Source organism: Oleidesulfovibrio sp. (assembly GCF_047973035.1).
Lineage (GTDB): Bacteria > Desulfobacterota > Desulfovibrionia > Desulfovibrionales > Desulfovibrionaceae > Oleidesulfovibrio.
In genome coordinates, this window is record NZ_JBKEBF010000006.1 from 43,628 (window position 1) to 68,881 (window position 25,254).

Below are 25,254 nucleotides of genomic sequence, written 5' to 3' on the forward strand. Positions count from 1 at the left end.
CAACTTCTCACGGAAAAGGTATTAAGGATATCGAAATGACTTAAACTGATCGTTTAGTAAAAATGGACGACTGAATGACATTAAAGCAATTACAGGTGTTTCTGGCTGTAGCGCAGTATGAGAATCTGGCGCAGGCAGCTGAAAAACTTTTTTTGACAAAGGGCGCAGTCTCGCAAGCGTTGCACGAACTGGAAAAGTACCTTGGCGTGCAGTTGTTTGATCGTGTGCATCCGCACATTCGCCTGAACCATGAAGGTACCCGGTTAAGACCTCTGGCAGACGAAATCATTCAGCGCAGCCATGAAGTGGAGCGGATGTTTCGTAGCGGAGGCAGCCGGTTTGTACATATCGGAGCCAGTAAAACCATCGGAACATATATTCTGCCCGAACTACTGAATGATTTTGAGCAATCTCATCAGTGGTTGCCCAAGGGGCATATTGCCAATACCAACAGACTGCTTGAACTGACGTCTTCATTTGTATTGGATGCGGTTTTATTGGAGGGGGAAAAGCATCATCCTGACATGGTGACTGAAAAGTGGCTGGAAGATGAGATGGTTGTGATAGCACACAAAGGGCATCTTCTGGCAGACGGTAATCAGCACCCGCCACAAGCGCTGGAGGGGCAGCAATGGATATTGCGCGAGCCTGATTCCGGTACGAGAGAGTTCTTTGAGCACTCTCTGGGCATGCTGCTTTCATCATATGAAGTTGCGCAAAGCCTTAGCCTGCCGGAAGCAATCCTGCGGACAGTGGAACAAGGTATCGGGATTACGTTTACGTCACGGATGATTGCAGAGATGACAGGGTTTAACAGGCGCTTTTCCATCATCCATTTGACGCAGAAATTTTCCAGAACATTTTCAATTTGCTATCACTCAAAAAAATACCACTCCCCCAGTATGGAGCAGTTTTTGTCGTACTGCCGTAATTGGCATCCTGCATCAGGTCGGGTGGAGATGCCTTTTTAACGCCACAGGAGAATAGCCGGTGCAGGTGCGGAGACTAAGCTACAAACCACGGCGAGGGAGCCAACTGGATGGCGGTACAGGCTACTGACGGTGAAGCTGTATTTCGCATGGTTGAGATTGTGACTGCCTGATAATGATGTTTTTAGCAGAGGGACAGGAAGACCGGTGTGCATGGAGAGTGGTTACTTTCAGGACCCCTCCAGTTTTTGAAGCTGCTTGGTATGGTGGCTATGTGTTGTCGGCCATATCTGAGGATTGTTTTGATGTTACAGGCTATGCTGCTCCAGCTTCATAGTAAGATGAGCCGAAACACGATGTACCTTTACCCTTTGTCATTTGTATGTATTACAGGAGCATGTCATGACCCGGGCTGCACCGGATTTTATTCTGCTGACCCATCGATACAAAGAGCATGTGCTGCGTCTTACAGTTCCTACGGGGGAAGCCTTTCTGATAGGCGATGTGTTTGTGCGCAACGAGTATCCTCTTACCAGATTGAAAGGTGTGTTCCGTAATCCTGTCGTTGTGGACATCGGCGCTAATGTGGGCCTTTTTTCTTTGTATATTCACCTGAATATTCCCGCAGCCATTATTCATAGCTTTGAACCGTCAGCAAGCCTGTGCGGGGCAATGCGGGCAAACCTTGCAGGTTGCGCTAACGTGCATGTCCATTCCGTGGCCCTGGCTGATCACGATGGTCAGGCGTGCCTGCATCTGAACACCAGTAAGGCGGGGCAAAGTTCGCTTAAAGATGTCAGCGCAGAACAGGCTGCCGGATGGGTTGATGAAGAAGTCTGCGTACGCGATGCGGGAACGATGTTCGATGAACTTGGCATTGATTCTGTGGATATTCTGAAACTGGATACGGAAGGTTCTGAAATTGAAATTTTGCAAAGTATGGGGCACAGGCTGGAAGCTGTGAAGCACATGTTTGTGGAATATCACAGTGATGCCGACCTGAGCATTATCAGAACGCTGCTGGAGAATTTTACGGAACTATCACACGACAGAAGAGGCGAAGGGGTGGGCGTGCTGCGGCTGATGCACAAACGTTTCTGCTAATTTTTAAGAAACTGAACACGATGAGTGCGTTTTTTTCGCCCAACGATACAGGAGGCCGGAAAGCAATAGGTGAGGGGGAGGTCAGCAGGTGTGCCGTTATTTTTTACACTGCTTATAAAGTAATCGGGCAGCCGCAGCATTAAGCGGCCGCCCGTTCATTGTTTTTGCGTGTTATTTGGAAAACAGGCGAACTGCTTCCTGCCAGTCTTCCGCAAAGTCCACTTCGATGCAGCGGTATCTGGAAATATCAACCGGACGGAACTGGGCATCTTCCTGAATCATAATTTCGATGCCTTTTTCAAAGTAGTCCTGATCATCACAACGACGCAGAGCCTCCACAAAGTGTTGCAGGCTTTCTTTGCGTACAAGGTTTACGCCAACGGCTTCGCCTTGTGGATGGGCTACAATCTTGGAAATTTCTCGGATAGTCCCGTCTTCCCGCAGGCTGTATTTAACTTCTTCTTCGGCACAGCGCTTTTTGTCCACTGCTATGATGTTGCCGTCGGCCTTTAGCATTTCGCTGATGACTTCTGGGTCAAAGACAACGTCTCCGTTCACCCAGAGCACATCATCATCGAAGCGTTCAATGGCTGCCAGCAGGCTTTTTGATGTATTGGTTATGTAGTAGACGGGGTTGTAACAAAAGAACGCTTGCGGATACTCTTCCATCAGCAATGTTTTTTTAAAGCCTACCACTATGTAGATTTCCTTGATGCGAGCTTCCTGCAAAATACGTATCTGGCGCCCGAGAATGCGTTCTCCGTCGGGAAGTACGGAAAGGCTTTTGGGAAAAGGTCTTCCAAGGCGGCTGCCTACTCCGGCGGCAAGAATGACTGCTTTCATACTAGTCTCCTCTGGTTACAAACCTTTCAGTAATATACTGCCCCAGACGCTGTGCGGCGTTGCCGTCTGCATGGGTGAACGCCTGCACTCTCAGGGCTGCACGCTGTTCTTTTCCTGTATCCTGCCCTTCCAGGGTTGCCTGCAATACATCATACAGTTCGTTCTGAGTATTTGCACGCGGCCCCGGTGTGGTTGCATCATAGTCGAAAAGTAAGGCGCGGTTGGCTGTGACATAGTGTGTATAATCGTACGGATAAAAAACGATAGGTTTGTCTGCCAGTAGAAAGTCGAAGTAAATTGAAGAGTAGTCTGTCAGCAGAATGTCGCAGGCACCCAGCAGGGGATAAATGTCGCTTCGTGCTTCAGCCTGCTTTATGTTGTCAAAGCTTCCGCCGATTTTAATATGCACATAAGGGTGCAGTTTCAGCACAAAAAGCACTTTGTGCTTGTTGCCGAATTCGTTCAATCGCGGCAGCGAGATTGCCTGATCTGTAAACGGGTCGCCACCCAGATCGCGGAATGTGGGCATGTAGAACACTGTTTTCCAGCCCTGTTTGCGACGCTTCATTATTTCGGCATACAACTCAAGGTCGGCGTTGATCATGTCCTGCTTTGTGGGGCGGCGGAGCATCACATCGTTGCGGGGGTATCCGAGTTCGGGGAAGTCCTCCGCCTTGAATGCTTTGCTGAAGGCATGTTCGGTGTAGTAGGGCGAAGTTGAAAGCAGCGCATCATAGTCGGAATAGCCCCGCTGGAGGCGTTCTGCTTTTTCCGGCGTCATGTTGATGGATGACTCGATTTCAGGAAAGCCGATAGCTTTCAGTGGGATACCATGCCATAGCTGAATGGATACTGCCGGATGCAATACGCTGTAAAGCTCCGGTGTCACACGCCATTCAAAGTCGTCCGCCACCACTATGCCTGCACGCAACAGCAACTCTATGGCACCTTCATCGCCGTAACCGATGGCAGGAAGCCCGTTGCGGCGCAGATCGAGCGCCAGCTTCGGGTTCATGGTAAAAAAGTAGCAGCTCAGTTCCGGCATATTGTTGACGCAATGCAGAAAGGCATACTTGGCATTGTCAATAAAGTGTCCGCCGGATCTGCCCACAAATATGACCAGATTCTTTTTGCGTGGCATCCGCTGTGCCAGCTTGGCGAGTTGGACAAAATCCATAGCGTGTCTCCTGATTACGTAACCGTCTGCCTTTTCGGCATCAGCGGCAGATTCTGTATGTAGCCCAGATTTCCGGCTTCATGTTTATAGCTGACATATTGAGCTTTTTGCAGGGATGAAGGTCCGACAAGAGTATCAAGGCAACCACATGGTTCCTACCGGTTTGTTGCGCTTTTCCTGTCACTTCTGCTTTCACCCGGCAACATCTTTCAGGGCATAACATGGCGGAACTTGCCCAGTCCTTTACGAACTGCAACAAGCCTGCCAGCCGGACAGTTGCCGCTGCAGGCGTACAGGAGAAGGGGGGAATCCGCGCATATGTAATGGTGTGCCCGCATCGTGCTGTCTGCCATCTTGGCTATATACTCGTCAGCTTATCCTTATATGCCAAAGGACTTCCTGCCTGTTTATTGCATTATCTGCTGCATCAGCGCGTCACGTTGTTTGCGCAAGACAGGGGGCATGGTGCTTGCCTTAGCAGGCACTTCCTTCAGCACTGCGTCAAAAAGCGAAATCATGGCATCACGGCGGAAGCAACATTCCCAGTGTGCTTTGCCGTTTTGCCCGAGTTCTGCTGCCAGATGCGGTCGGTCCAGCAGATTGCGTACAGCACGGGGAAAATTTTCCAGCTCAGTGATGATTCCGCCTGCTTCATCATGAACTGCATTGCATTGCGGCGTTGCTATCCAGGGAACGGACTGAGCCATGGCTTCCAGCACTACCAGCGGGCCTGCGCTTTCTCCTTTTGAGGGAACCAGAAGGACATCGGCATCTCTGATAAGCGCTGTCGCCTGAGTCGGCGGCAGCGGTCCGAGGATGCGTATACGCGGGTCATTTTCTGCAATTGACCAGCATTCTTCAAAATATCTGGATTCTTTTTCCCACGGCAGCGCGCCGCCTGCCAGAATCAGCTGCCAGTTATGTGTGGTGGCAAGCGGTTCCGCCGCAAATAGTTTAAGCAGTTCCAGCTGGTTCTTTACAGGCCAGAAGTTGCCTGCACACACCAGCATGGGAGACTGCGGCGGTATTGCCAGCCGGTTGCGCATGTTCCATTCGACAGGTTCCGGCTCCACTGCATGAGGGATAAATACAAAGGGGACACCCAAGTCTGAAAAAAGCTGTCTGTCCTTGCCGTTTTCAGACACTGCAATGCAGGTATTTGCAGAACGCAGGGTTTCCGACACGGTTTCCATGACGCCCATACTTTGCCAATGCTCAATGTTTTCAGCATTAATGCTGGGCATCATGATTATGCGTGGTGCGGGAGCCGGAAGGTTGCGCAGCAGGTGACACGTCCAGTTGTCGGGGTGTGCCAGCACGATAACCGCATCGTACCCGCCATTGCTTACGAGTGAGCGGTATTTGTCCGTGTCCGGCCCCATGTGCTGGTCCGTAAATTTGCCATGGCAGCGGAACGAGTGAATCGGCATGCCATGCCGTATTGACGCACTGCGGTTGGGTAACCAGCGGCAGGCGACCTCTACGTGGTAGCCAAGCTTTTGCAGATGAACGCCCAGCTCTTCGATCAACAGCTCTGTACCGCCCACTGAGGGCCAGAAAAAATTACAAGCCAGTAAAATACGCTTGCCGTTGGGCGCCGGAACCTGTTGCAGACTCCGGTCCGACGAAGTCGCGGCTTTTTTACCGGCGGATGTCGCTTCAAGGGGGGGCGCTTCGGGGCAGTAGTGCCGGATGGCGTCAGATGCGCATACTCCGATAGTGTCGTGGAAAAAGCGGATAAACAGCATGGCAGGATACAGTTGCGCCGCGCAATGCTGCATGCTTTTGCCCTGCTTTGCGTCATGCAGAACGTGTAACGCAAGCTGTTCTACTTGTTCAGTCAGTTCCAGCAGTTCGCGGGTACGCATGCGCCATAACGAGTGGCACAGGTCACTCATGGAAGCATAATTTTCACGGCGCAGATACGGAGCAGGGCTATCGTCGGCTATGGGGCTGATTTTTTCCGCTTCTGCCAGCACGGTATGCAACTGGTCGATGCGGCGCATCAACCGGGGAGGCAGATTGCGCCAGTAGGCGATGTCGTGAGGCTGAATCGGCGCGTAGTGGGGACGCTCGCCATGTTTGGCAAACATCCATACGGCTCCTCCGCCGCGGACATAGGCCGTGCGTGCCAGCCCCTCCACACCTACATCATGCACATGGGTCGAGCGGCTGTCTTCGCGGTAGAGCACAGGAACGGGCAGCGCTTCCAGACGTCTGCCAAGCTCCATGTCTTCTGCTCCCCACAGATTGCCCGCGATATCTTCATCAAAAAGACCGGCCTGAATCAGCGAGCGGCGTGGCGTACTGATGTTGCATGAATAATATGCCCGGTGGCTGTGTAACCCGTTGTTTGTAAAAGTGGGATAGCGGAAGAGCAGGTCTCCGTGTTCCAGCGCATAGCCCCACAGCGTTTCTGTGAACGTTGCGCCGAAGCTGAATCCGCCCAGCACAGAAACAGGGCTGTCGGCCAGTGCTTTATGCAATGTGCTGTGTATTTGCAGTACATCACGTTCTATCAGAGCATCATCATTCAGAAAATGGACAATGTGCCCTCTGGCTGCGCGTATGCCCGCGTTACGGGCCCGCGCGGGGCCGCCACGTTCCGGCTGGATGATGGGCCGGAATGCAAAAGGCGGGGTGTACTCATGTAAAAACGCGGCAGTATCATCGGCGGATGCATCGTCAACCACGATGACTTCAAATTCGTCTGGCGATATGGTTTGCTCTTCAATGCGGCGAAGGCACTCTTTAAGAATATCAAGTCTGTTGCATGTGGGAATGATGACGGAATACCACGGCGCACGTAACGAGTTGACGGCATTTTGTATGTCTTTGGCCTGCGGATGGTGCGGGACAAGCGAAAGAGCGCGCGAGGCCAGATTGGCCGCTGTTGTCAGTTCGTTTTCAGCCAGCAGCTGAGCAGCCTCCCGTGCAAAGGCATCTGCTTTTATCGTATTCATGTCGCTCATTCTACTCACCGTGCTTATTTTCCGGCTGTCTTGTTGCAGTGACGAAACTACCTGTTGCTACAGAATAAGTTTCGTACGCCTTCATGTGCTATCTGGCAATGCGCGCAGCTTGTACCTGCGTGTTATGGCTTCCCTGCACATGATGGCCGGACTTTTTGCGTTGTGTCGGCAGTCTGTACTTTGTTGCCAGAAGATGTTGGCTATGCTGCCTTGCTTCCGGCTGTGCGCTTCTAGTCCGTAACTTGTGGTTACAATACGTTCAGCGGCACCATGTGCCGCAGGTCAATGTCGGGGCTCTGGTTCAGCAGTTGTGCCAGCTCCGGTCTGCGGCGCAATGTTTCTTCTGCGTTTTTCAGTGCAGCTTTTTTTCTGCCCAGCCGCAGATTAATAAGGCATAGCCGAAACTGCGGCTGCCATTGCGGATAGGGCGAAAGAGCGACAGCTTTCGTGTATTCCGCCACAGCTTCTGCCAGCCTTCCGGCGGCTTCATGCACCAGTCCCTGCCAGAAATGCGGCATGGGCGCATCGCCATGTTTTGTGCTGATGGCGGCAATCAGAGCCTTGGTTTCTTCATCCATAGTTGCTGCCGCTGCGTGTGATTGCATAAGGGCAGGTACCGGATAGAGGGCCGGCAACAGGGTTTTGAGACACGCTTTCACCACATCCCAGCGTTCCATCATGCGGGTATACATGGAGCCTTCCGCATGGGTCCGGTACAGAAACATTGGGGTGTCGATTCTGTGGGGCTTAAGCCCGAACGGCGCGCAGGAAAGCCAGAATAACCAGTCTTCCGCGCCCCATGGCATACTGGAAACGTAGCCGCCGGATTGTTGCCATAACTCGCGGCGATAGAGTGATGCATAAGGAAAAGTGTTGCGCTGCATAAGTTCGGCCAGAGAGTATTCGCGGGGAATCCACTGACCGTTTTTAGCGCCGAATTCCTGCATGTTGGTGAAAACCAGATTCACCTCGGGCCGTGTCTTGATAGCCTGTACAGCAGTGTTCAGAAAATCAGCGGCAAAGCAGTCGTCACAGTCCAGCGGTAGAATCCACTGGCCCTTGGCTTGCCGTATACCGGCATTTCTGGCGGAAGCAAGCCCGCCGTTTTCTTTATCCAGCACCTGTATATGCAGGGCCGGATACTGTGCCGCAAGATTGCGGGCTACAGTGGAGGAGTCATCCTGACTGCCGTCATTCACAATGATGACTTCAAGGTTTTCATATTGCTGTGCGGCGACGCTTGCTACCGCATCGGGAAGAAACGCGGCACCGTTGTAGACGGGAATAATGACGGAAATGAACGGTGCGCTTAGGTCGTCGGGTACGGTCTGCGACTGTTGTTCATGCAGGTGCAGCGGCATTTCGAAATGGGCGGCATCTGGTCGGGCGCCTTTATAGCTTTTTACGTCCATGTACCGGCCTTGCGCAAACATGTCTGCCAATGCGTCTGCATCAACGGAGTCTGCCGAAACACGGTTTTCAAAAATGCTTTGTACTCTGTTCAGCGGATTGCAGAAGGTGACCGACTGTTCAAAGAACAGCAGTCTCGGAAAGTGCTCAACCAGATTTGTCCGCTTAGAAAGTCCGGCTTCCAGCAGATTGGGGTTGGAGAACGGCAAGTCATGCAGCAACGCAAGCATAAGCTCCGACCTGTATACCGAACTGGAAACTTCCAGAGGGTAGCCGAAATCGTGGTCTGCGTCTTTCCACCAGCATTGCAGCACACGTTCATTCAGCTGTTCACACAAAGGCACCTGTTGCGGTGCATCCTGCGTGTGGCAGTACGTTGTATTTTTTCCCAGCCGTAACGAAAAGCCTATGGCATCGGGTGTTGCTTCCAGTGATTCCAGCACGTCGTGAAGCGAAAAGTCCTGATAAAAAATGTTGTCGTCCACCATGAACAACACATACGGGGCATCCGCCACAAGCCGCAGTACCTGCAACCGGAAGTCGGTTTCCGCCACAAAATCCACATGCGGGAACGTTGCGCGCAGTGTGGCGTATTGTTGTTCATGTCGGGCATCAGAGGCTTTGTAGAGCACCCGTATGACCAACGATTCAGCATCGCTGCACCGCAGCAGCAGCGACTCAATCGTGGCACGCAGTTGCAGTGCTCTGTCTTTGCTGAAGATTACAGCCTGTGTCTTCACTGTTTAACCCCTTCAACAAAGTAGCCCACGGTGAAGTCTTCCAGCATGTACTTGTCATCCATGGCGTACAGGTAACGCGGCAGCTTTTCGCGGAACAGGGTACGCAGCTCTTCGTCTGCAGCGTGCAGGAGTTCCGGCTTGCTGTTAAAAAGCCATGACACCCGCGCGCATTCCTGAGCAAGATGGCGGAAGAAACCGCCGTTCGGGCTGATTTCTGTAACTTGCAGGCCAAGTTCGGGCAGAAACTTTTCATAAAAATGTCGGGTGAAGCCACCGTAGTAGTGGTAAGGCTCCTGATGCAGCCCTGAACCTAACGGCGCGGTGAGCAGCAGTTTTCCGCCGGATTTCAGCAGGCGCGTCATTTTTTTCAGTGCAGCTACAGGGTCGGGAACATGCTCCAGCACCTCCGTGCACATGATGACATCAAAAGACGCATCCGGTGCGGGAATCTGCGTAATGTCGCCTACCAGATCTATGTTTCCGTATTCTGTTCCGCCTCCCAGCTTTTCGCCGTGGTAGCCTTTGAAGTCATGGGCTACGTAGTCGCAATGTGCAAAAAACTGCCGGTACGGGCAGGTTCCGGCACCTACATCCAGCACCTTGCTTCCGGCAGGAATGCCTGCGGCTTTGGCTGCCATCCAGCGGTCTCTTTCACGCTGGTTAAAGTCATGAATGGCATCCAGCGGCAGATCAGACTGCAAAGGAAAATCAACAGGCTTTGTTTGCTGCGATGCCTTTTGTTCAGGGTGCACCGGCTGGTACGTCAGGAACGAACGCAGCTGCTTCTTCCATACTTCATATGTGGGGATTTCAGTGGCAGCCACAGTACTCAGCCATAAAAGTTCGTCTGCCGCCTGCACAAGTTTTTCTGTGGGAATATCAGCAGTTTTTGTGCCGATCGCCGTCACGTTGGCAAGGTGCGGAGGCTTCTGCCATTTTTCGATGATAATCTCCGGCGTACCGAAGCCCATATGCGTAAAGGTTACGTGGAACCTTTCGGGGAACCAGTGGTCGATGTGGTAGGCCCATGTCTCTGTCTGGTCACCGGCAAGGTGTCGCACAGCTGCGGTTTTTTCTTTCAGCGGTACGTTTGAGAGTATTGTCTTGGCGCTTCCTGCAAGATCGGGCGTTTCAATATGCAGTCTGCCGCCGACTTTAAGCCAGCGGTGCCAACGGATAAGAAGCCCCAGCGCTTCAACGCGGTTGAAATGCTCAAACACGTGATGGAGGCGGATTTCATCCAGACTGTTATCCGGAAAATGCAGAGCTTTGATGTCTGCAAAAATGTCTGCCTTGGGACGCATTACCGCATGATGAGCGGGCGGGTAGTCAATATTGACATACCCTTCCAGATGATTCTCTCCGCAGCCGAGGTGCAGCCGGAGAGGTTGTCCCGCCGTGTGCAGGCCGAGGCGATGTATTTCAGCAAGAATGTCGCCGCTGCTGCAGTGGTTGTCAGTGCAAGAGTTGTATTGATTCATGGCAGTGCTTCCCTTAGTTGCCTATCACACATAAATTTGTAGAAAGCAGATCAACAGCAATGCGTGCTCCGTCTATGGGAGCAAATACGTTACGCATTTTTTCAGAGCCGCAATGAAGGGGCCGACTTGCGCCTACAAGCGATGAATACATGGAAAGGGCCAGGCTGGTGAGGTATTCATCACCGAATATGTGTCCCGAAGCGCTTTCTGTTATCAGTGCAGCCAGTTCGGGGGATACGATTCTGGCTGTGTACCATCCGTAATCATAAAAGAACTGTTCGTTCCAGCGCGCTGCATGGTTGATGTGCCGTGCCACCGGCGAATAGCAGAAGGTGAGGGGCATTCCGGCATTGCGGGCAAGCCACGGAAATGCATAATCCCACCAGTGCTGCCCGAGACAATATTCAACCTGCGGGATGCGCGACGCGAGTGCCTTCGGAAAAATGAAAAAGTCAAAACCCCGTTCGTACACTCTGCCGCAGGCGGCGTCTGCTGTGTCTACATTCAGGCGCGAGGCAAAGACAAATGAATCACGGGCGGCATTGACCAGCTGGTTCATATCATTCCGGTCGCAATCAAGAATGATGTCAGAGTTGAAAATTGCGCATACTTCATGCTGTACGCCGGATAAATGCCGCAGAATGCTGGAAAGGTATTGGTAGTCTTTGCCAAAGGTAGCTTTTGCTGTCTGCCTGCACTCAACAAAGTGAACAAAATTAAAATGGGGCTTGAGCAGGGCTATTTCTTCTGCGGTATTGAGTGAATGGACTTCTGCCCCGAGTTTTTGCCACGAGGCAAGCGCCTGCTGGCTTTCTTCCAGATTGCGCGGTGGGATGCTTGTGGCAATGACAAATGGTACGGTGGGATTGGCCAATTTCTTTTCGCCGCTTAAGTGCCTTAAGGCAAACTTGTAGTTTGTCTGTGTAGAAAAATCATGAGAATTCAGCTTGATGGCAGATGACAGAAGTGGAAGTGCTTCCCGCAGGTTTCCCTGCATGGCATGGATTGTTCCCAGATAATTTCTGGAGCGGTGGTCTGCGGGATGACCGGCTGCGAATTTTTCCAGCAGGTTTTCGGCAGCGGCTGTTTGACCCGCCGTGTACATGAGGGCTGCCAGTTCGCAGGCAAAGACACTGGAGTTCGGATAGTTGCTGCCAAGCCCTGCCAGAGCTTCCAGCGCACCAGCAAGGTTACCTTGCAGCAGCATGTTTTGTACGGGCTTTAACGCATGTACCTGTGTTGCCCATGACAACGCTTCAGGCGAGCGGCGCTCCCCGCTGATGATCCGTGCGGCTTCGATTTGTTTTGTATTAACCATGTACAACTCTCCGTTATCTGCTGCGATCCTGTGACAGGCATTATCGCATACGTATCGCAAAGGCTACGCCGTACCCCAGCTCGGTAAATTCAAAGCCGCTCATTTCCGGCCGGGCCAGAACCACATCGCGCCATACCTGTGCCAGCTCCGGATGAGCCGGATGGGCTATGTCATCAAAAACAACTGCGCCGCCGATCCGCAAATGCGGGAGAACGTCTTCCAGATCCTGCACAGCTCCTTCAGGCGTATGGTCGCCGTCTACAGTAATAAGATCAAAGCTGGCTGCAGGATTTTGCGCAAAGTATGCGGGCAGTGTTTCATGCGAGTTGCCATTTATAAAATCAAGTGTACCCCTGTGGCCCAGTATCTGCATCTGCTCACGTACAAATTCCGGCCCGGGGTTTTCCATTCCGGCATAATCGGTAAGCCACATATCAAAGGCGGTTATCTGTACCTGCGGCTGCTGCGAAACGACCATTGCCATGCTGCGCCCTTGGCGGACACCTATTTCAAGGTACCGGCTGACGCCCAGCATGCCGGACAACGTATAGAGAACCGTGCAGATATCAGCATAGCGCCAGTGCGGGCCGTATCGCCGTATACCGCTGGACATGAAACCGCGAAGGTAGCGCAGGTAATCATCATCTTTAAGCTTTTTAAGAATGCCTAACGTTTCCTGATACGTTTCCGTGGCAAAGAGCGGCGCGGACAAGGTGGCAGTACCGGCAAGCGGCGGAGCATACCACTGGACGCCTTTGACTTTGTAACTGTTCCTGCCTGTCAGGTCTGTTGTAGCCGCGCTGGTATCTGCTCGCTCTCGGTTGGTAAAAGAGGCTTTGCTAGCAGGGGGGAGCGTTGCGGCGTGAGTGTTGCTGTGGTTCATGTCCATTGCGTATTTGACCATATTGGAAACTTCCAGACCGAAAAGCCGTCTGGTCTGATAGGCAGCTTGCAGGGCCTGATCTTCCGCCGGAGTATTAGCCGTCGGTGCCATCGCGGGCAGCCTGCCTGCCAGAACCTGCGCCAGAGAGTCTGCATTGCCCGCAGTAAAAGCGGCGCCTCCGGCAATGTTCTGTTCCAGATGGACAGCAATGTCAGAGTACACAACGCTTTTGCCGAGCAGGCGGCAATCTTCAATTACAGTGCTCCATCCTTCAAATAATGACGGCTGGATAACGCCGGAAGCATTGCGAAGCAGTTGAATCTGATCAGAACGCGGGATCAGGCCGAGTATGGTTACCTGTTCCGCCAGACCTTGTTCTGCCAGAAAGCGTGTTAATGAGGGGTAGTAGTCGGGATGCCTGCTGTCTTCCGTGGCGCCTGTGCATACCAGTTGCGGCGTTACCCCTTGGCTGCGCAGCTGAGCAAGGGCTTTGAACAACGTCATATGGTCCTTGTGCAGCCAGAACTGGTTGCAGCACATCAGATAGTTGCCGGTGATGCCGTATTTTGTCTTCACGGCATCAGCATCGCCCCGCAGCCAGTCCGGCTCTGGTGACGTGGCAAAGCGCATTACATGTGTCGGACATTTGACATCAAAAAAATGGCGGAAATCGTCTAAGGCTGTCTGACTGCTGAGCACTACCATTTCGGTGCCCCGTGCAAGTTTTGCAAACAGCATGTTACGCCAGTCCGCGTCTGCCTTTGAAAACATGTGCGGCAGGTGGCAATGCTGAAAGTCCGGTATCCAGTGCACCCTGGCTATGCCTGCGGGGACCTGTCCTTTTGCCGGAAAAGGATACAGAACATCTATATCGTCCATTCTGGCAGCAGGGTCGAATACCCGTATGTCTTTGGCAAGCGGCAGAATATTCTGGTATTGTGACAGATGGTCCACCTGATCGGGGGTAACAAAAAATATCAGGCCGGGGCGCAGCTCTTCCGGAACGGAGGCGATAGCCAGTGACAGATTTTTCAGATAGTTAGGCCCGCCTTGCCAGCCGTCGCTTCCCCACTGAATAACTAATCCCAGATTACCCACTGTTATCTCCTGATATTTTTTGCCTGAAACGGTAAACAAGTGCCGTTTTTTTATTCCGGCAGATTGCTACGTAGCGGCGGAGCATGACGGCGTATGGCTGTCAGCCCCGTGCCGGACGTCTGTTTTTATCTGTTTCCGGCAGATGATTTATCTGGTCGCTTGGTATGAAAAAAGAACAATAAAAAAGGATGCACAAAATGTTCCATAACGTTTACCCCGAGTTGCGGGTAAAGGGGGTGCGTAATGCAAAGCAGAAACCTGCCCCGAACACTGCACTCCAAGGTGCTACAGCGGGCGTATAGAAATGCCGAAAGCCGGTGCGGCAAGGATTTTATCGGCTTCGTTGCCGATAACGGATGTGTCATCCATTTCCTGCATGGAAAATTTTAGGCGGGTAAAGTTGCCGGGTGTAGCCTTCTGGTGGGTGACAAGGCACATCACCGCAGCCGACGCATCCGTCAGGGCGAGGCGTACCCCACGGGTGGCATCTCCAAGTGCGGCTGTCCCTTCCGTCATGCCGCAGGCATGGCTGCTGGATACCAGAAACGATATCGCTTTGCCGTGCGTTACCGGTTCGTTCAGCGTAAAAGTCTCCGGTTCTCTTCCTCCGTTGTGGGTAGTGTACTGCAAACTTTCAGCACGGTAGCTGGACGGAATAAGTGTGATGTAGCCAAGCCTGAGACTTCCTGCCGGAACGGGTGCGTAAAACTGGTACTGTAACGTAACACATGCCTCTGCCTTGCTGATGCTGATGCTTTTTTGCAGCAGCACAGGGTTGCATCCCACAGTGCAGGTGATGACTATTTCGTTTTCAGTTTCTGTAACTACGGGGTTGACGGGAACAAGGTCGGTAATCTTCGGGTGTCCCGGCTGTTCAAATGTCATGTGGCCGGAGTAAAAGTCTGCCCCCAGTGAGATGTCATGAAAGTAACCGTGTGGCAGTGTGCCGAGCAGCGGAGGTGCAAAGGAGCCGTTTTTGCAGAATGAAAGTCTGTCTATGGCAAGCCCTCTGTTGCGGTTGAGCAGTATGCGCACATGATCCGTTTCCAGCAGAATAAGCTTTTCTTCTGCCGGAACCCGCAATTGTTCGTTTGTGCACGAGGCTGCCATGCCGGACGCTTCTGGCAGTGAAAGGTGCTTGGTATATAAGGCGATTAGGCGTGAGCGAAATTCCTGCCACCGATCATGCACGATATGAGTTCTGAAGTCGCTTGAGTACAGGAATACCAGTTCCTGCCAGTCTTCATCCGGCACGCCGGACTGTGCAAAATGATCGGCAAGCCGCCTGCATAACGTATTCGCCCCAAGATCGTCCCTGCCGGTAACGCCCCAGCGTACAAGATTGTACTTGGCCTGTTTTTTTACCGGCACAGGTTGGGCTGCACTTTCCAGACAAAGGGGCTGCGGGCTGCCAGGTAACTCGGAAAGAGCCTCAGACGGCAAAACCGTCTCCACTTCTGGCAAAGTGCGTATGGCATCAAAAACAGTACGGATAGTCTGCCATTCGCTTCTTGCGCTTATGGAAGGCTCTGAATGAAAACGCCCGGGACGGAAGTCGAAAATTTCGGCATCGTTTCCGTAGACGCAGAGCGCGCTTACCGAGGAGCTGGCAGTATGCAGGTATTCAAGATAGCTGCTCAGGCTGACCTCGTCATGGACAACTCTTTGAAACTGTTGGAACGGAAGCGAGTGGTTCCAGATGATATTTATGCTCCGGCCATCTGTGCCCGATGCTCTCTGCGGGGTTCCCTTGGTTTGCAGCGGCCATTCTGGATGCGCCTGTGCGGCGTTTTCCCACTCCATGATAATGGTGGAATACCCTGCGTCCAGATACAACGGAACAAGTCCGGCGGAGTATGCCTGTTCGTTTACCAGCGCGGTTTCGGGTTGAATGCCCAGAAGCCTGCGGTATACATCGTTACCCAGCGCAAAGTTTCTGGCATTAACGTTGGCAGGCGTAAGGGGGCCGATGATCTGTGCATAGCCGGATCCGATAAATTCGCAGGCACCGGTGTGAATCAGGGCAGAAAGACGTTTTATCCAATGCGGTGCCAGACGGTGTATGGTTTCCAGCGTGTAGCCAGTGGCCTCAATGCCTATGGGAAAATGCGCTTCTTCCACCATATCCAGTAATGGCGTGTAGCAACGTTCAATCACTTCCGGCCGCGCGGCCTCGGGAATTGATGAGAACATGATGTTCAGGTGGAAGAATGCGTATACTTTCATGATGATGGCAGATGGTGTGAATGTTTTGGGCTACACGTTGTTACAAGCAGATGTTCTTTCAGGAAGCTGCATTTTGCAAAAGGGCCATTGCCTGCGGACGCAATGACGGGTCCAGTTCCATCAAACGTCTGGCTGCCTGCGCTGCCAGTAACGAGTCTTCCAGCTGAACGGCGGTCTGCCCCAGTTTATGGACTACAGCGGGTGTGTCCCAGTCAGACGCTTTAAGTGTATCCATCAGCAGAGTAGCCAGTTCGCTTTTGCCCTGTGCGACATACTGTTCAAGCATGTACAGGCCGATGTTGCGGCCGGAGATTCCTTCTGTCTGCTGCCAGATGCTGTAAGCCTCTTCAATAAGCAGCAGAATGTTTTTTACCTCTTCAGGGCTGCGTTGTTCTCCCACTCCGGCAATTCGCTTTAAGTATTTGCGCTGTATGGGCGTAATGTCAAAGCTGAACTGCCCGAAAAGGGCGGTATGCTCCTGCGTGATTTTATCGACTGCGGCAGATGGCGGTAGCAGGTCTGCCTTGCGGATTTCTTCAGGGGCAATGGTTTTCCACTTGTGGTAAAGCATGTAGTGCGGAGTATCGAACAAAATACTGTAGGGGATATGGGTGCCGCGCATAAAAGACATGGACGCGTCTGACAGTGCAAATATTGTCCGCAGGTTGGAAAGAAAAGGTCTGTCATACATGTGTCCCGCACTTACAGGAATACCGTAAGGTGCAAAATGTTCTGCTCTGCCCAGCAGTACATCCTTCCAGCCCATGCAGAACAGGATGGAGTCAAAATAACCTGCTACCGGCTCCACCTTGCTCATGATGTGCGCAACATCCATGGCAATATCTACACGATGGCTGGATTTAGGTGTTATAACCAGAAGCGTCTTGCCCAGCTTTTCTCTGGTCGCAGCAATATCTTCTTCCGTGGCGCTGAGCGGGGCATACTGACCGATGGGACCGACCGAAAAAAGCAGCTTGTCCGTATGGCGGCGTAGTGTTTCAAAACGATATGTCCCCATGGTCAGCATGCAGGGTAGCTGAGCGTTATAGTCTACCTGCCATGCAAAACCGCTGCAGAACAGTGAGTGCTCGATGGCGGCTTTTATGGGCATTTCCGCAGGCAGCCCCGCGTATTCTTTAAGTATGGCTGCGTGGGAGTAAAAATCGTTGGACCCATGCCACTCAGGAGTCTGCAGCTCTCTGTCCTGACAGTTGTCCGTTGTTGCAAGAAGGTGTTTCAACATGAAAACGTATTTCTCCATCAGCCTGCGGTTGTGGTTAAGGGTTGCTATGAACGCTAGGCCCGCTGAGCATTGCCTGGCCAGTGTCTGAGGATCCGGCAGCGTTTGAAGCTTGCTGGATTCCTTGTCGGAACAAGGTTCCCTGCGTGGAATTGTTTCCGGTTATATTTATACCGGAAGAGGAAAGCTGATGGTGCCGCTTCTCCCCGTTTTTTCATTCTGCTGAAGAAGCAGGTTGTATGCCAGACTTCAGCTACTCCGTTATGATGGCAATCGTCTCATATACGTGCCGGATGCGCTGCTCCAGCGTTTCTTTATCCGGAGCGGAAACAATAAATACTCCTAGCCTGTCTGCATGGCATGAAATCTTGGGCAGTGTGGTACCGATTTTTTTCCAGAAATCAAGCTTGTGTACCCACGGTTGTTCCAATACTGCATCTGCTCCGTGGATTTCCTTAAGCAAGCCTGCTTCGGGGAAAAAGTAACGATTGGCAATCCAGCGTTCCCATTTGGGCTTTAGTGCATCAAGGTCTGGCGCAAGCCCCACGGCAATGCGAAGCGCTTCCGCCACAATGTTCACCCCGCAGCCAAGGGGGATCAGGCTTTCTGAAAAGTCACCACCTGAAAGCCGTGCCGCCATTTCGATGATTTTCGGACCTGCTGGGGTCATCACAATGTCGCCTTTTGCAACACCGTTTTCTATCTGCAATGCCCTCGCGGCGCGCTCCACAAGGTCGTTAACGGCATTTTTTTCTTCCGCAGTGATGGTGCTGGGAACTGTGCCGCCATTTTCAATAATCTGCGGACTCAGGCGTTCCATCATTTCATAGTTGCGGTCGGCATATCCCACTGTGTAGGCTTTGCCCTGCCACATGATGCTTTCTGTGCTCAGCTGCTCTCCTTCCAGAAACTCTTCCAGCATGACGCCGCCGGAAAATGACTGCTCACGAGCTTCCGTGAACAAGGCTTCAAGGTCGGAATCAGGCGTAATCTGAAAAACACCCCGAGAGCCGGACCGGTCTACAGGCTTTATAATCAGCTTCGGGCCATGCTTTTTAACCAGTTCGCGCAGGTGATCAACGTCATGCACTTCCGAGAACCACGGAATAGGGATGCCGTGTTCGGCAAATTTTTGCTTCATCAGCAACTTATGACTGGCAAGACGGGCTCCGGCTACACTGATTGCGGGAGTGCCCAGATATTCTGCAATCTCCGCCACCACTGTGGGAATATCGCTGCCCATTACCAGTACGCCGGATACAGGATACCCGCGCTCGCGGGACTGGTCGCACAATTCTTTCAATGCAGCCACATCACGCGTGGAGACCAGAGCGTATTCATCGGCCAGCGCAAAGCCTACAGAGTCGGGTACGTAATCGACTACCAGTGTCCGCAGGCCGATTTCTCTTGCTGTCCGGATGGCAAAGGTCTGGTCCTGACTTGCGCCCAGCAGCAGAATGGTTTTGGGAGCATGTGTGGTACTAGCCAAGGTACGCACCTCCGCTGACGCTGATAACCTGCCCTGTCATGTATTGCTGGGCGTCTTCCGCCAGCATAAGGCACGCGCTGATGATGTCTTCCATAGTGCCGGGACGCTTGAGCAGCGTCATGTCTATAACAACCTTGCCTGCAGGAGAGTTGAACTCGTCTTCTGTCTGGTCTGTCAGAACAAGGCCGGGGGCTACGGCATTCACCAGAATATTATGTGGTGCTCCATAGCGGGCGACTATTTTTGTCAGGCTGTTCAATCCGGCTTTTGAAACCGCATAGTGTACGGTTTTGGGACCATGGTACTGTCCTGCGACAGAGGACATATTAATGATCCTGCCGCTTTTTTGTGCCTTCATGTAAGGAAAGACTTCCTGAGAACAGATGAACGGGCCTTTCAGGTTGGTTTCCATGATAAGGTCCCAGTCCTCGTCAGTGGCTTCTTCAAACCAGCCCCGCCGGTTGATGCCTGCATTGTTCACCAGAATATCAATAGAGCCCAACACTTGATGCACTTTTGCAAAGCATTCGCGAACGGACGCTCTGCTGCGCACGTCAAGGTGCGTTACAAGGCAGCTTCCGCCTGCATCACGGATTTCTGCGGCCACACTTTCCGCCTGCTCACGGGCAGACTGGTATGTAACGACAGAGGTTGCTCCTTCCCGGGCGAAAGCAATGGCCAAAGCCTTGCCGATACCTCGTGATGAGCCTGTGATGATTGCTGTTTTTCCGGGTAGTCTGCCCATGGTTATGACCACCTCTGCTTGATGCGCTTTACGATTCCCTGACTGTTCAGGTCATACTTTTCGCAAAGTTCCTGATTGGAGCCTGGTTCTGCAAAAATGCAGGGCAGCCCGATGCGCAGCAGTTCAGCCTTGATGTTGCGGTCCTGCAGTAGGGCGGCAACGGATGCTCCGAACCCGCCGGTAAGAACGCCTTCTTCAATGGTGACGATTCGTTCGTACGAAGACAGCAGGGGAATAAGGGCTTCTTCTTCCAGAGGCTTCACCTGCCGGATATTGACAAGTCCCGCGTCGATTCCGGCTTCCTTGAGTTGCGCTGCTGCTTTTTGCGCCTCGACAAACTTGTTGCCTACTGTGAGCAGCAGAATGTCTTTACCTTGCAGAACAACCTGCGGCTTGAGCAACTGGTCTTCCGGCTCGTCAAGCACTGCCGCATCCAGTTCATCCAGCGGGCCGTAAGGCATGAGAATAAGAACAGGCCCGCACAGTTTTTCCATTTGCTGCAAGACCATGGCGCGCAACTCAAAACCGTCTTTAGGGTACAGAATGCGCAGGTTGGGCAGGCATTGCAGGTAAGACAGGTCATAGATTCCGTGATGTGTGGGATTATCATACCCCGCAAATCCCGAACGTACAGCCAGCATCATGATGGGCAGGTCTGCAAAGCAGATATCATGGAAAAGCTGGTCGAATGCCCGCTGCATAAAAGTGGACTGATAGAAAACAACAGGCTTGACGCCTGCCTTTGCCAGTCCCGCAGCCATGGTCATGGCGTGTTGTTCTTCCATGCCGGGATCAAAGCATCGGGCAGGGTGCCGTTCAAAAACAGGGGTAAGCCCTGTTGCGTACAGTGTGGAAGGCGTGATGACAGCTACGTTGTTGTCCCTGTCCATTATCTCGCCCACAGCCTGTGCGGCCACATCCTGATAACTGCCTGTTGCAGGCGGCTCCTTCAATGTGCCTGTTTCCAGCTGGAACGGAAAAGAAAAATGCATCCGCACCGGATGATTGTCGGCCGGTGCGTATCCGTACCCTTTGCAGGTTTTTACATGTACCAGCGTTGTGTTGCCGGACTCGCGTACCTGTGTGAAAGCTTCGATAAGTGCGTCAATGTTGTGCCCGTCCACCGGACCGATTGTTTCGTAGCCCAGCGATGTGAAAAGCGTTTCCTGCGTGCCTGTGCCAAGGGGGCGGCTTTGCAGGTAGTTGTGCAGCGCGCCGAAGCCCGGACTGATGGCGTAGCCGTTATCGTTTAGTACCAGTGCTACCTTTGCATCCGGTTCTGCAGAAATGTGGTTGAGTGCTTCAAACGCAAGCCCTTCGCACAGCGCACCGTCGCCGATAACAGGCACAGCCCAGCCCTGTTGTCCTTTGATGCGCTTCGCAAGAGCAATGCCGAGCCCCATGGAAAGAGACGTACCGGCATGGGAAGCTTCCATGATATCATGTTCGCTTTCATCGCAGGATACAAAGCGGTTCATCCCGCCGTAAGTATTCAGTGTGGGAAATTGTGCGGCGCGCCCTGTGATGATTTTGTGGGTGTACCCTTGATGCCCGGTATCCCATAAAAAAGCATCTTCAGGAGAGCTGAACACGTAGTGTAACGCGATGGTTAGCTCCACTGTCCCCAGATTGGCGCCGATATGTCCGCCGGTAGCTGCGGTGGCGTTGATAATGAAGTTGCGTATAGAAGCCGCAAGTCCGGGTAATTTGCTCTGAGGCATGTTTTTTACCGTTTGCGGGGTCAGCTCTTCGAGGGAAATCATATATATTCTCCTTTACAGGGCGGCGGAACGAGCTTCTGCCTCAGCAGCAGCTTCTTCCCATCTGCTTTCCATTTTGCTCATTGTGCTGCGGATTTTTGTATGCACTGCTGTCCGGACATGCTGACGAAGACGTTCAATATCGTCATAGGTCAGCGCTTCGTTGCGCATGTTAATGGTCTTCTGGTTGTAGTAGTCCCATTCAGTGTTCCGAATCCAGTTGTTCGCTGCAGCCACATCATAAACTTCTGTATTTTTGAGCGGGGTGATAACAGTGAATGACGGGACGTCGATATTGTCGTTTTGCAGCGAGTAATCCAGCGATTTAAGGACACTTGCTTCGTCGTCACCCAGATTGCCGATCATAAAGTTTGCCACCACGTGCATACCTGCTTCCTTAGCCCATCTCGTGGCGTTGTCCACCTGCTCTCTGGTAATTTTTTTACGTATGCGGGCCAGCACCCGTTCATCTATGGATTCAACACCGAATGAAACATGAACGCAGCCGGCCTTGGCCATTGTCTGGAATATTTCCGGCGTCACACCGCTTACGCGGCAGCGTGCCGACCACTTGATATGATCCAGTCCGCGATCGCGCAGGCCCTGACAAAATTCTTCTACCCGCCCGAGTTTCAAAGTGAACGTGTCGTCGTCAATTTCCATGTTCGGAACCCGCCAGCGCTCCCAGACATCCTGAACCTCATCAAGAATGTTGGGTATGGACCGCTCGATGGTTTTATAGCCGAACAGACTGTGGTCACAGAAATTACACTGGAACGGACAGCCGCGGGCAAAGATAATATTAAAATTCTGCCCGATCATTCCCAGACTTATGAAATATCGGGGATCATGGCGGTACAGCGTCATGTCCACAAGGTCACGGGCCGGCAGGGGCAGGGCGTCCAGATCCGTAATACGCGGTGCCCGAGGGTTGTGTATCACTTTGCCGTCGCGCAAGTACACCAGACCAGGCGTGTTCCGGGCTTCTTTATCTTTTGCTGCAAGTCTGTTTATGAATTCTGTGAAATATATTTCTCCCTCACCCACGAAGGAATAATCAAAACCGCCCAGTGTGACAAAATGCTCTGGCCATGCTGTGACATTCGGGCCGCCCGCGATCGTGGTTATTTCCGGAAAGCGTTCGCGCACGGCGTGTGCAATGGCACAGCCGCTTCGGGATGTTGTGATCATACAGGAAACACCTACCACCTCTGGCTGGATTTCCGCGATCATGTCAATAAGCTTTGGAAGGTCGATATCCTGAGGCGTCATGTCTACAACGGTTACATCATGTTCGTATTCACGCAGGCAGGCGGCAAGGTATAGAATTCCGAGTGGCTGCTCCGGTGCCTTCATGGACATTTCGGGAAAGACAAGCAGTACCTTCATTCAGCACACCTCCTGCGGTGATTGGCACAGTTACGGGGTGAGCAGCGTAGAGGCGATATCTCCGTACCGCTCAACCTGCTGACGACCTTGTTCGATATGTTCCAATACGCTTTTCCGTTCAGATTCTGTTTTGGCGATCGCCTGTTGCGTCAAGTGCAGCCAGAGCTCAGTGTCTGCAGTATGTACCGGGACAACGTTATTTTTTTGTCCCAGCCAGTCCATGAAACCGGCAACTTTAGGGTTGTAGCCGAATGCAACCACAGGGACGCCGTTCATTGATGCAAACACGACACCATGCAATCTGGTGCACAGGCCGAGTTGCGCTCCGGCATAAAGAGACAGGGTTTCTTCCACGTCCAGCTGGTCGGCAACTGAAACCGCCTGCCTGCCGTGGCGCATGGCAGCCACAATCTGGTCGGCGACAGTACGGTCGTCTTCCAGCGGGCCTCCGTGAGAATACGTGCACTGCGGGATGAACAGCGGACAAAGCCCGTGTTTTTCATGTAGGGTATCAAGTACAGCCGCCATGCTGTGTACCCAGTCTTCATGAGGCATACAGCCTGCAGGAAGACCACGGACTGAAACCGCTGCGACACCTTTGCCTTGTGCGTGCGCTTTGCTCCACCATTTCAATGCGCGGGGTGATGCTGGTTTCGAAGCCGGAGCAGGCAGGCCGAGTACAGGATCGGGCAGAACTTCGCATACACCGGTGTACCCGATTTTCCGGGCGACTCTGGTGCTGGGGATGTCACGCACGGTAACGGCAGACGCCATATCAAGACAGAGGCGAGCATATTTCCGGCCCATCGGAGTCTGTAGCGGACCTACGGAAAGTCCGTACCATAGTACCGGCACGCCTGATGCCTTTGCCATAAGCGTAAGAACCATAAAATAGGGAACAGGTCCGCGCAGGATATCAATGCTCAGGTCAACCAGCGCATTACCGGCACCAAGCACCAGCAGGTCACAGGAAGAAAGTTCCTGTTCCAGCGTTATCAGGTCCTCCTTATCATCATCCGGATTAAAGCCCCGAAACCATTTGCCTATGCTGTCCGCTTTTGAAGCATATTCAAAGTTGGGCAAGCTGCGCAGGCCGTATGCGCCGTATTCCGCTCCTCCCGGAGGGCGTGAAACGACGATACCGTCAATCGGGCCTGTTCTTTCACGCAGCATACGCGCCATGACCAGCAGCGGAGCATCATCTCCCTGACTCTGTATGCCGTAGGCACCTGCAAACATGACGCGCTTCATGATGCGTCTCCGAAATCGCGGTATAAAGGAATGATGCGGATTGCCTGCGGCAGTCTTTGTGTAAGCATCTGCAGAATTTCATTTTCAAACGCCTTGCTGGAAATCAGAACCGCATCCAGCTGCATGGTGGAAATATCATCAAGAGAATTGATTGTGCCGTTTTCAAATTTCCGACCTCTTTTGGCAGGGTCAGAGTCGAAGAAAACTGATGTGTTTTGTAGCTCGGGAACGCCTTCCAGAAGCTGCCTTGTATGTGCGCCGGCGCCGTAGATGCCCAGCTTCAAATCCTCAGCAAAAATACCGGCGCTGTCCAGACGCTGCCGGATAGTTTCTATGTATTGCTGCCGCTTGGGAATGTAGCTGAGTACGTCATGGACCAACTGCTGTGCAAGAACCGGCGCGGGTTCCATCCCGTACCAGTTGAACTCTGTGTTTTCTTTGCGGAAAATACAGCAGATATCTTTGTAATCAGGCGGAGTAAGCGGGCCTGTTTTGATGACGGTAAAACCTGCGGCGCGGACAACGGACTCCAGTGTTTCTGTGCAGAAGTTCAGAATATGTTCTACGCAGAAATAGTCACTGATGCCGCGTTCAGGGCTGGCAAGGTCTGCTACGCTGAGCATGCCGAGGCCGCCCGGAGCAAGGCAGTTATGCATGGAAGAAAGCACAGTGCGGATATCATACATATGTTCAATGACGCCGAACGCACACAGCAGGTTAATGCTCTCAGGTGCAATGTCTGGCGATTCCAGCGGGCGCTCAAAAACATGCAGATTCAGCTCCGACCGTGCGAATGATGCGCGTTCTGCATTCAGTTCAATACCCGTTCGGTTCCAGTTCTGCTCATCAAAAGAAGCCAGAAAATCGCCGAAACCGCACCCTACATCAAGGACGGAACGCTTGGACGTGGTTTGCGGTATCAGCGTAAGAACATCTTTCAGAAAGGCATGTCGGGCTGTGATCAGGCTTTCATGCCGTGTTCCCGGACCATGAAGATGAAACGTGCTGTTTGTCCGGTAATATTTTTCCAGTTCTGCAGTGCTCAGAGGGGTTGTCTGGAAAACGAGAGCGCAATTTTCACAGCAGACAACGGAAACGTGACGCTCCCAGGGAATAGTATAAAGCGGTGTGAAGGCGCTTTTTCCGCAGCCCGGGCATGTCTCAAGGCTGATGACTGCGGCATCGTTCCGGTGTTCCAT

General features: G+C 52.6%; 17 protein-coding genes. 2 read left to right on the forward strand and 15 right to left on the reverse strand.

Going from position 1 to position 25,254, the window contains the following annotated elements; genetic code table 11:
- The first annotated feature begins 74 nt into the window (after positions 1 to 74).
- Positions 75 to 971, forward strand: coding sequence for a LysR substrate-binding domain-containing protein (locus ACK5LI_RS01220; protein ID WP_416945808.1), 897 nt, complete (start codon positions 75 to 77; stop codon positions 969 to 971).
- A 360-nt stretch (positions 972 to 1,331) separates the two neighbouring features.
- Positions 1,332 to 2,033 (forward strand): FkbM family methyltransferase, encoded by a 702-nt coding sequence (locus ACK5LI_RS01225; RefSeq protein ID WP_416945809.1) that lies wholly within the window; start codon positions 1,332 to 1,334, stop codon positions 2,031 to 2,033.
- A gap of 171 nt (positions 2,034 to 2,204) precedes the next feature.
- On the opposite strand, the gene ACK5LI_RS01230 is transcribed toward ACK5LI_RS01225, so the two are convergent.
- From ACK5LI_RS01230 to ACK5LI_RS01300, 15 genes are all read right to left on the reverse strand, one after another.
- The gene (locus tag ACK5LI_RS01230; protein WP_416945810.1) at positions 2,205 to 2,876 is read right to left on the reverse strand and encodes an NTP transferase domain-containing protein; all 672 of its coding nucleotides are present in this window, start codon (positions 2,874 to 2,876) and stop codon (positions 2,205 to 2,207) included.
- A 1-nt stretch (position 2,877) separates the two neighbouring features.
- Positions 2,878 to 4,053: a CDP-glycerol glycerophosphotransferase family protein gene (locus tag ACK5LI_RS01235; protein WP_416945811.1), complete on the reverse strand. Its 1,176-nt coding sequence runs from the start codon at positions 4,051 to 4,053 to the stop codon at positions 2,878 to 2,880.
- 407 nt (positions 4,054 to 4,460) lie between these two features.
- Complete coding sequence (locus ACK5LI_RS01240; RefSeq protein ID WP_416945812.1) at positions 4,461 to 7,025, reverse strand: glycosyltransferase; 2,565 nt, start codon at positions 7,023 to 7,025, stop codon at positions 4,461 to 4,463.
- Between the two features lie 248 nt (positions 7,026 to 7,273).
- Positions 7,274 to 9,175: a glycosyltransferase gene (locus tag ACK5LI_RS01245; RefSeq protein ID WP_416945813.1), complete on the reverse strand. Its 1,902-nt coding sequence runs from the start codon at positions 9,173 to 9,175 to the stop codon at positions 7,274 to 7,276.
- Positions 9,172 to 10,656: a methyltransferase domain-containing protein gene (locus tag ACK5LI_RS01250; protein WP_416945814.1), complete on the reverse strand. Its 1,485-nt coding sequence runs from the start codon at positions 10,654 to 10,656 to the stop codon at positions 9,172 to 9,174. The genes ACK5LI_RS01245 and ACK5LI_RS01250 overlap by 4 nt, the downstream gene beginning before the upstream one ends.
- A gap of 13 nt (positions 10,657 to 10,669) precedes the next feature.
- A complete protein-coding gene (locus ACK5LI_RS01255) occupies positions 10,670 to 11,974 on the reverse strand; it encodes a tetratricopeptide repeat protein (RefSeq protein WP_416945815.1) in 1,305 nt (434 codons plus the stop codon).
- A gap of 40 nt (positions 11,975 to 12,014) precedes the next feature.
- A complete protein-coding gene (locus ACK5LI_RS01260; RefSeq protein WP_416945816.1) occupies positions 12,015 to 13,955 on the reverse strand; it encodes a class I SAM-dependent methyltransferase in 1,941 nt (646 codons plus the stop codon).
- 285 nt (positions 13,956 to 14,240) lie between these two features.
- A complete protein-coding gene (locus ACK5LI_RS01265) occupies positions 14,241 to 16,181 on the reverse strand; it encodes a hypothetical protein (protein WP_416945817.1) in 1,941 nt (646 codons plus the stop codon).
- A 58-nt stretch (positions 16,182 to 16,239) separates the two neighbouring features.
- On the reverse strand, positions 16,240 to 17,424 hold the full coding sequence (locus tag ACK5LI_RS01270) for a hypothetical protein (protein ID WP_416945818.1): 1,185 nt from the start codon (positions 17,422 to 17,424) through the stop codon (positions 16,240 to 16,242).
- Between the two features lie 250 nt (positions 17,425 to 17,674).
- The gene (locus ACK5LI_RS01275; RefSeq protein WP_416945819.1) at positions 17,675 to 18,910 is read right to left on the reverse strand and encodes an ATP-grasp domain-containing protein; all 1,236 of its coding nucleotides are present in this window, start codon (positions 18,908 to 18,910) and stop codon (positions 17,675 to 17,677) included.
- A complete protein-coding gene (locus tag ACK5LI_RS01280) occupies positions 18,903 to 19,655 on the reverse strand; it encodes an SDR family NAD(P)-dependent oxidoreductase (RefSeq protein ID WP_416945820.1) in 753 nt (250 codons plus the stop codon). Before ACK5LI_RS01280 ends, ACK5LI_RS01275 begins: the two co-directional genes overlap by 8 nt.
- A gap of 2 nt (positions 19,656 to 19,657) precedes the next feature.
- Complete coding sequence (locus ACK5LI_RS01285) at positions 19,658 to 21,418, reverse strand: 1-deoxy-D-xylulose-5-phosphate synthase (RefSeq protein WP_416945821.1); 1,761 nt, start codon at positions 21,416 to 21,418, stop codon at positions 19,658 to 19,660.
- 12 nt (positions 21,419 to 21,430) lie between these two features.
- Positions 21,431 to 22,804, reverse strand: a complete 1,374-nt coding sequence (locus ACK5LI_RS01290; protein WP_416945822.1) for a B12-binding domain-containing radical SAM protein — start codon at positions 22,802 to 22,804, stop codon at positions 21,431 to 21,433.
- A gap of 30 nt (positions 22,805 to 22,834) precedes the next feature.
- On the reverse strand, positions 22,835 to 24,055 hold the full coding sequence (locus ACK5LI_RS01295) for a polysaccharide pyruvyl transferase family protein (protein ID WP_416945823.1): 1,221 nt from the start codon (positions 24,053 to 24,055) through the stop codon (positions 22,835 to 22,837).
- A complete protein-coding gene (locus ACK5LI_RS01300; RefSeq protein WP_416945824.1) occupies positions 24,052 to 25,254 on the reverse strand; it encodes a methyltransferase domain-containing protein in 1,203 nt (400 codons plus the stop codon). The genes ACK5LI_RS01295 and ACK5LI_RS01300 overlap by 4 nt, the downstream gene beginning before the upstream one ends.

Excerpts from the sequence above, each read along its gene's own strand:
- ACK5LI_RS01220 (WP_416945808.1), top strand. The coding sequence starts at position 75 with ATGACATTAAAGCAATTACAGGTGTTTCTGGCTGTAGCGCAGTATGAG.
- ACK5LI_RS01240 (WP_416945812.1), bottom strand. The coding sequence starts at position 7,025 with ATGAGCGACATGAATACGATAAAAGCAGATGCCTTTGCACGGGAGGCT.
- ACK5LI_RS01295 (WP_416945823.1), bottom strand. The coding sequence starts at position 24,055 with ATGAAGCGCGTCATGTTTGCAGGTGCCTACGGCATACAGAGTCAGGGA.
- ACK5LI_RS01235 (WP_416945811.1), bottom strand. The coding sequence starts at position 4,053 with ATGGATTTTGTCCAACTCGCCAAGCTGGCACAGCGGATGCCACGCAAA.
- ACK5LI_RS01255 (WP_416945815.1), bottom strand. The coding sequence starts at position 11,974 with ATGGTTAATACAAAACAAATCGAAGCCGCACGGATCATCAGCGGGGAG.
- ACK5LI_RS01280 (WP_416945820.1), bottom strand. The coding sequence starts at position 19,655 with ATGGGCAGACTACCCGGAAAAACAGCAATCATCACAGGCTCATCACGA.
- ACK5LI_RS01285 (WP_416945821.1), bottom strand. The coding sequence starts at position 21,418 with ATGATTTCCCTCGAAGAGCTGACCCCGCAAACGGTAAAAAACATGCCT.
- ACK5LI_RS01300 (WP_416945824.1), bottom strand. The coding sequence starts at position 25,254 with ATGGAACACCGGAACGATGCCGCAGTCATCAGCCTTGAGACATGCCCG.
- ACK5LI_RS01250 (WP_416945814.1), bottom strand. The coding sequence starts at position 10,656 with ATGAATCAATACAACTCTTGCACTGACAACCACTGCAGCAGCGGCGAC.
- ACK5LI_RS01230 (WP_416945810.1), bottom strand. The coding sequence starts at position 2,876 with ATGAAAGCAGTCATTCTTGCCGCCGGAGTAGGCAGCCGCCTTGGAAGA.
- ACK5LI_RS01225 (WP_416945809.1), top strand. The coding sequence starts at position 1,332 with ATGACCCGGGCTGCACCGGATTTTATTCTGCTGACCCATCGATACAAA.
- ACK5LI_RS01270 (WP_416945818.1), bottom strand. The coding sequence starts at position 17,424 with ATGTTGAAACACCTTCTTGCAACAACGGACAACTGTCAGGACAGAGAG.
- ACK5LI_RS01290 (WP_416945822.1), bottom strand. The coding sequence starts at position 22,804 with ATGAAGGTACTGCTTGTCTTTCCCGAAATGTCCATGAAGGCACCGGAG.
- ACK5LI_RS01265 (WP_416945817.1), bottom strand. The coding sequence starts at position 16,181 with ATGAAAGTATACGCATTCTTCCACCTGAACATCATGTTCTCATCAATT.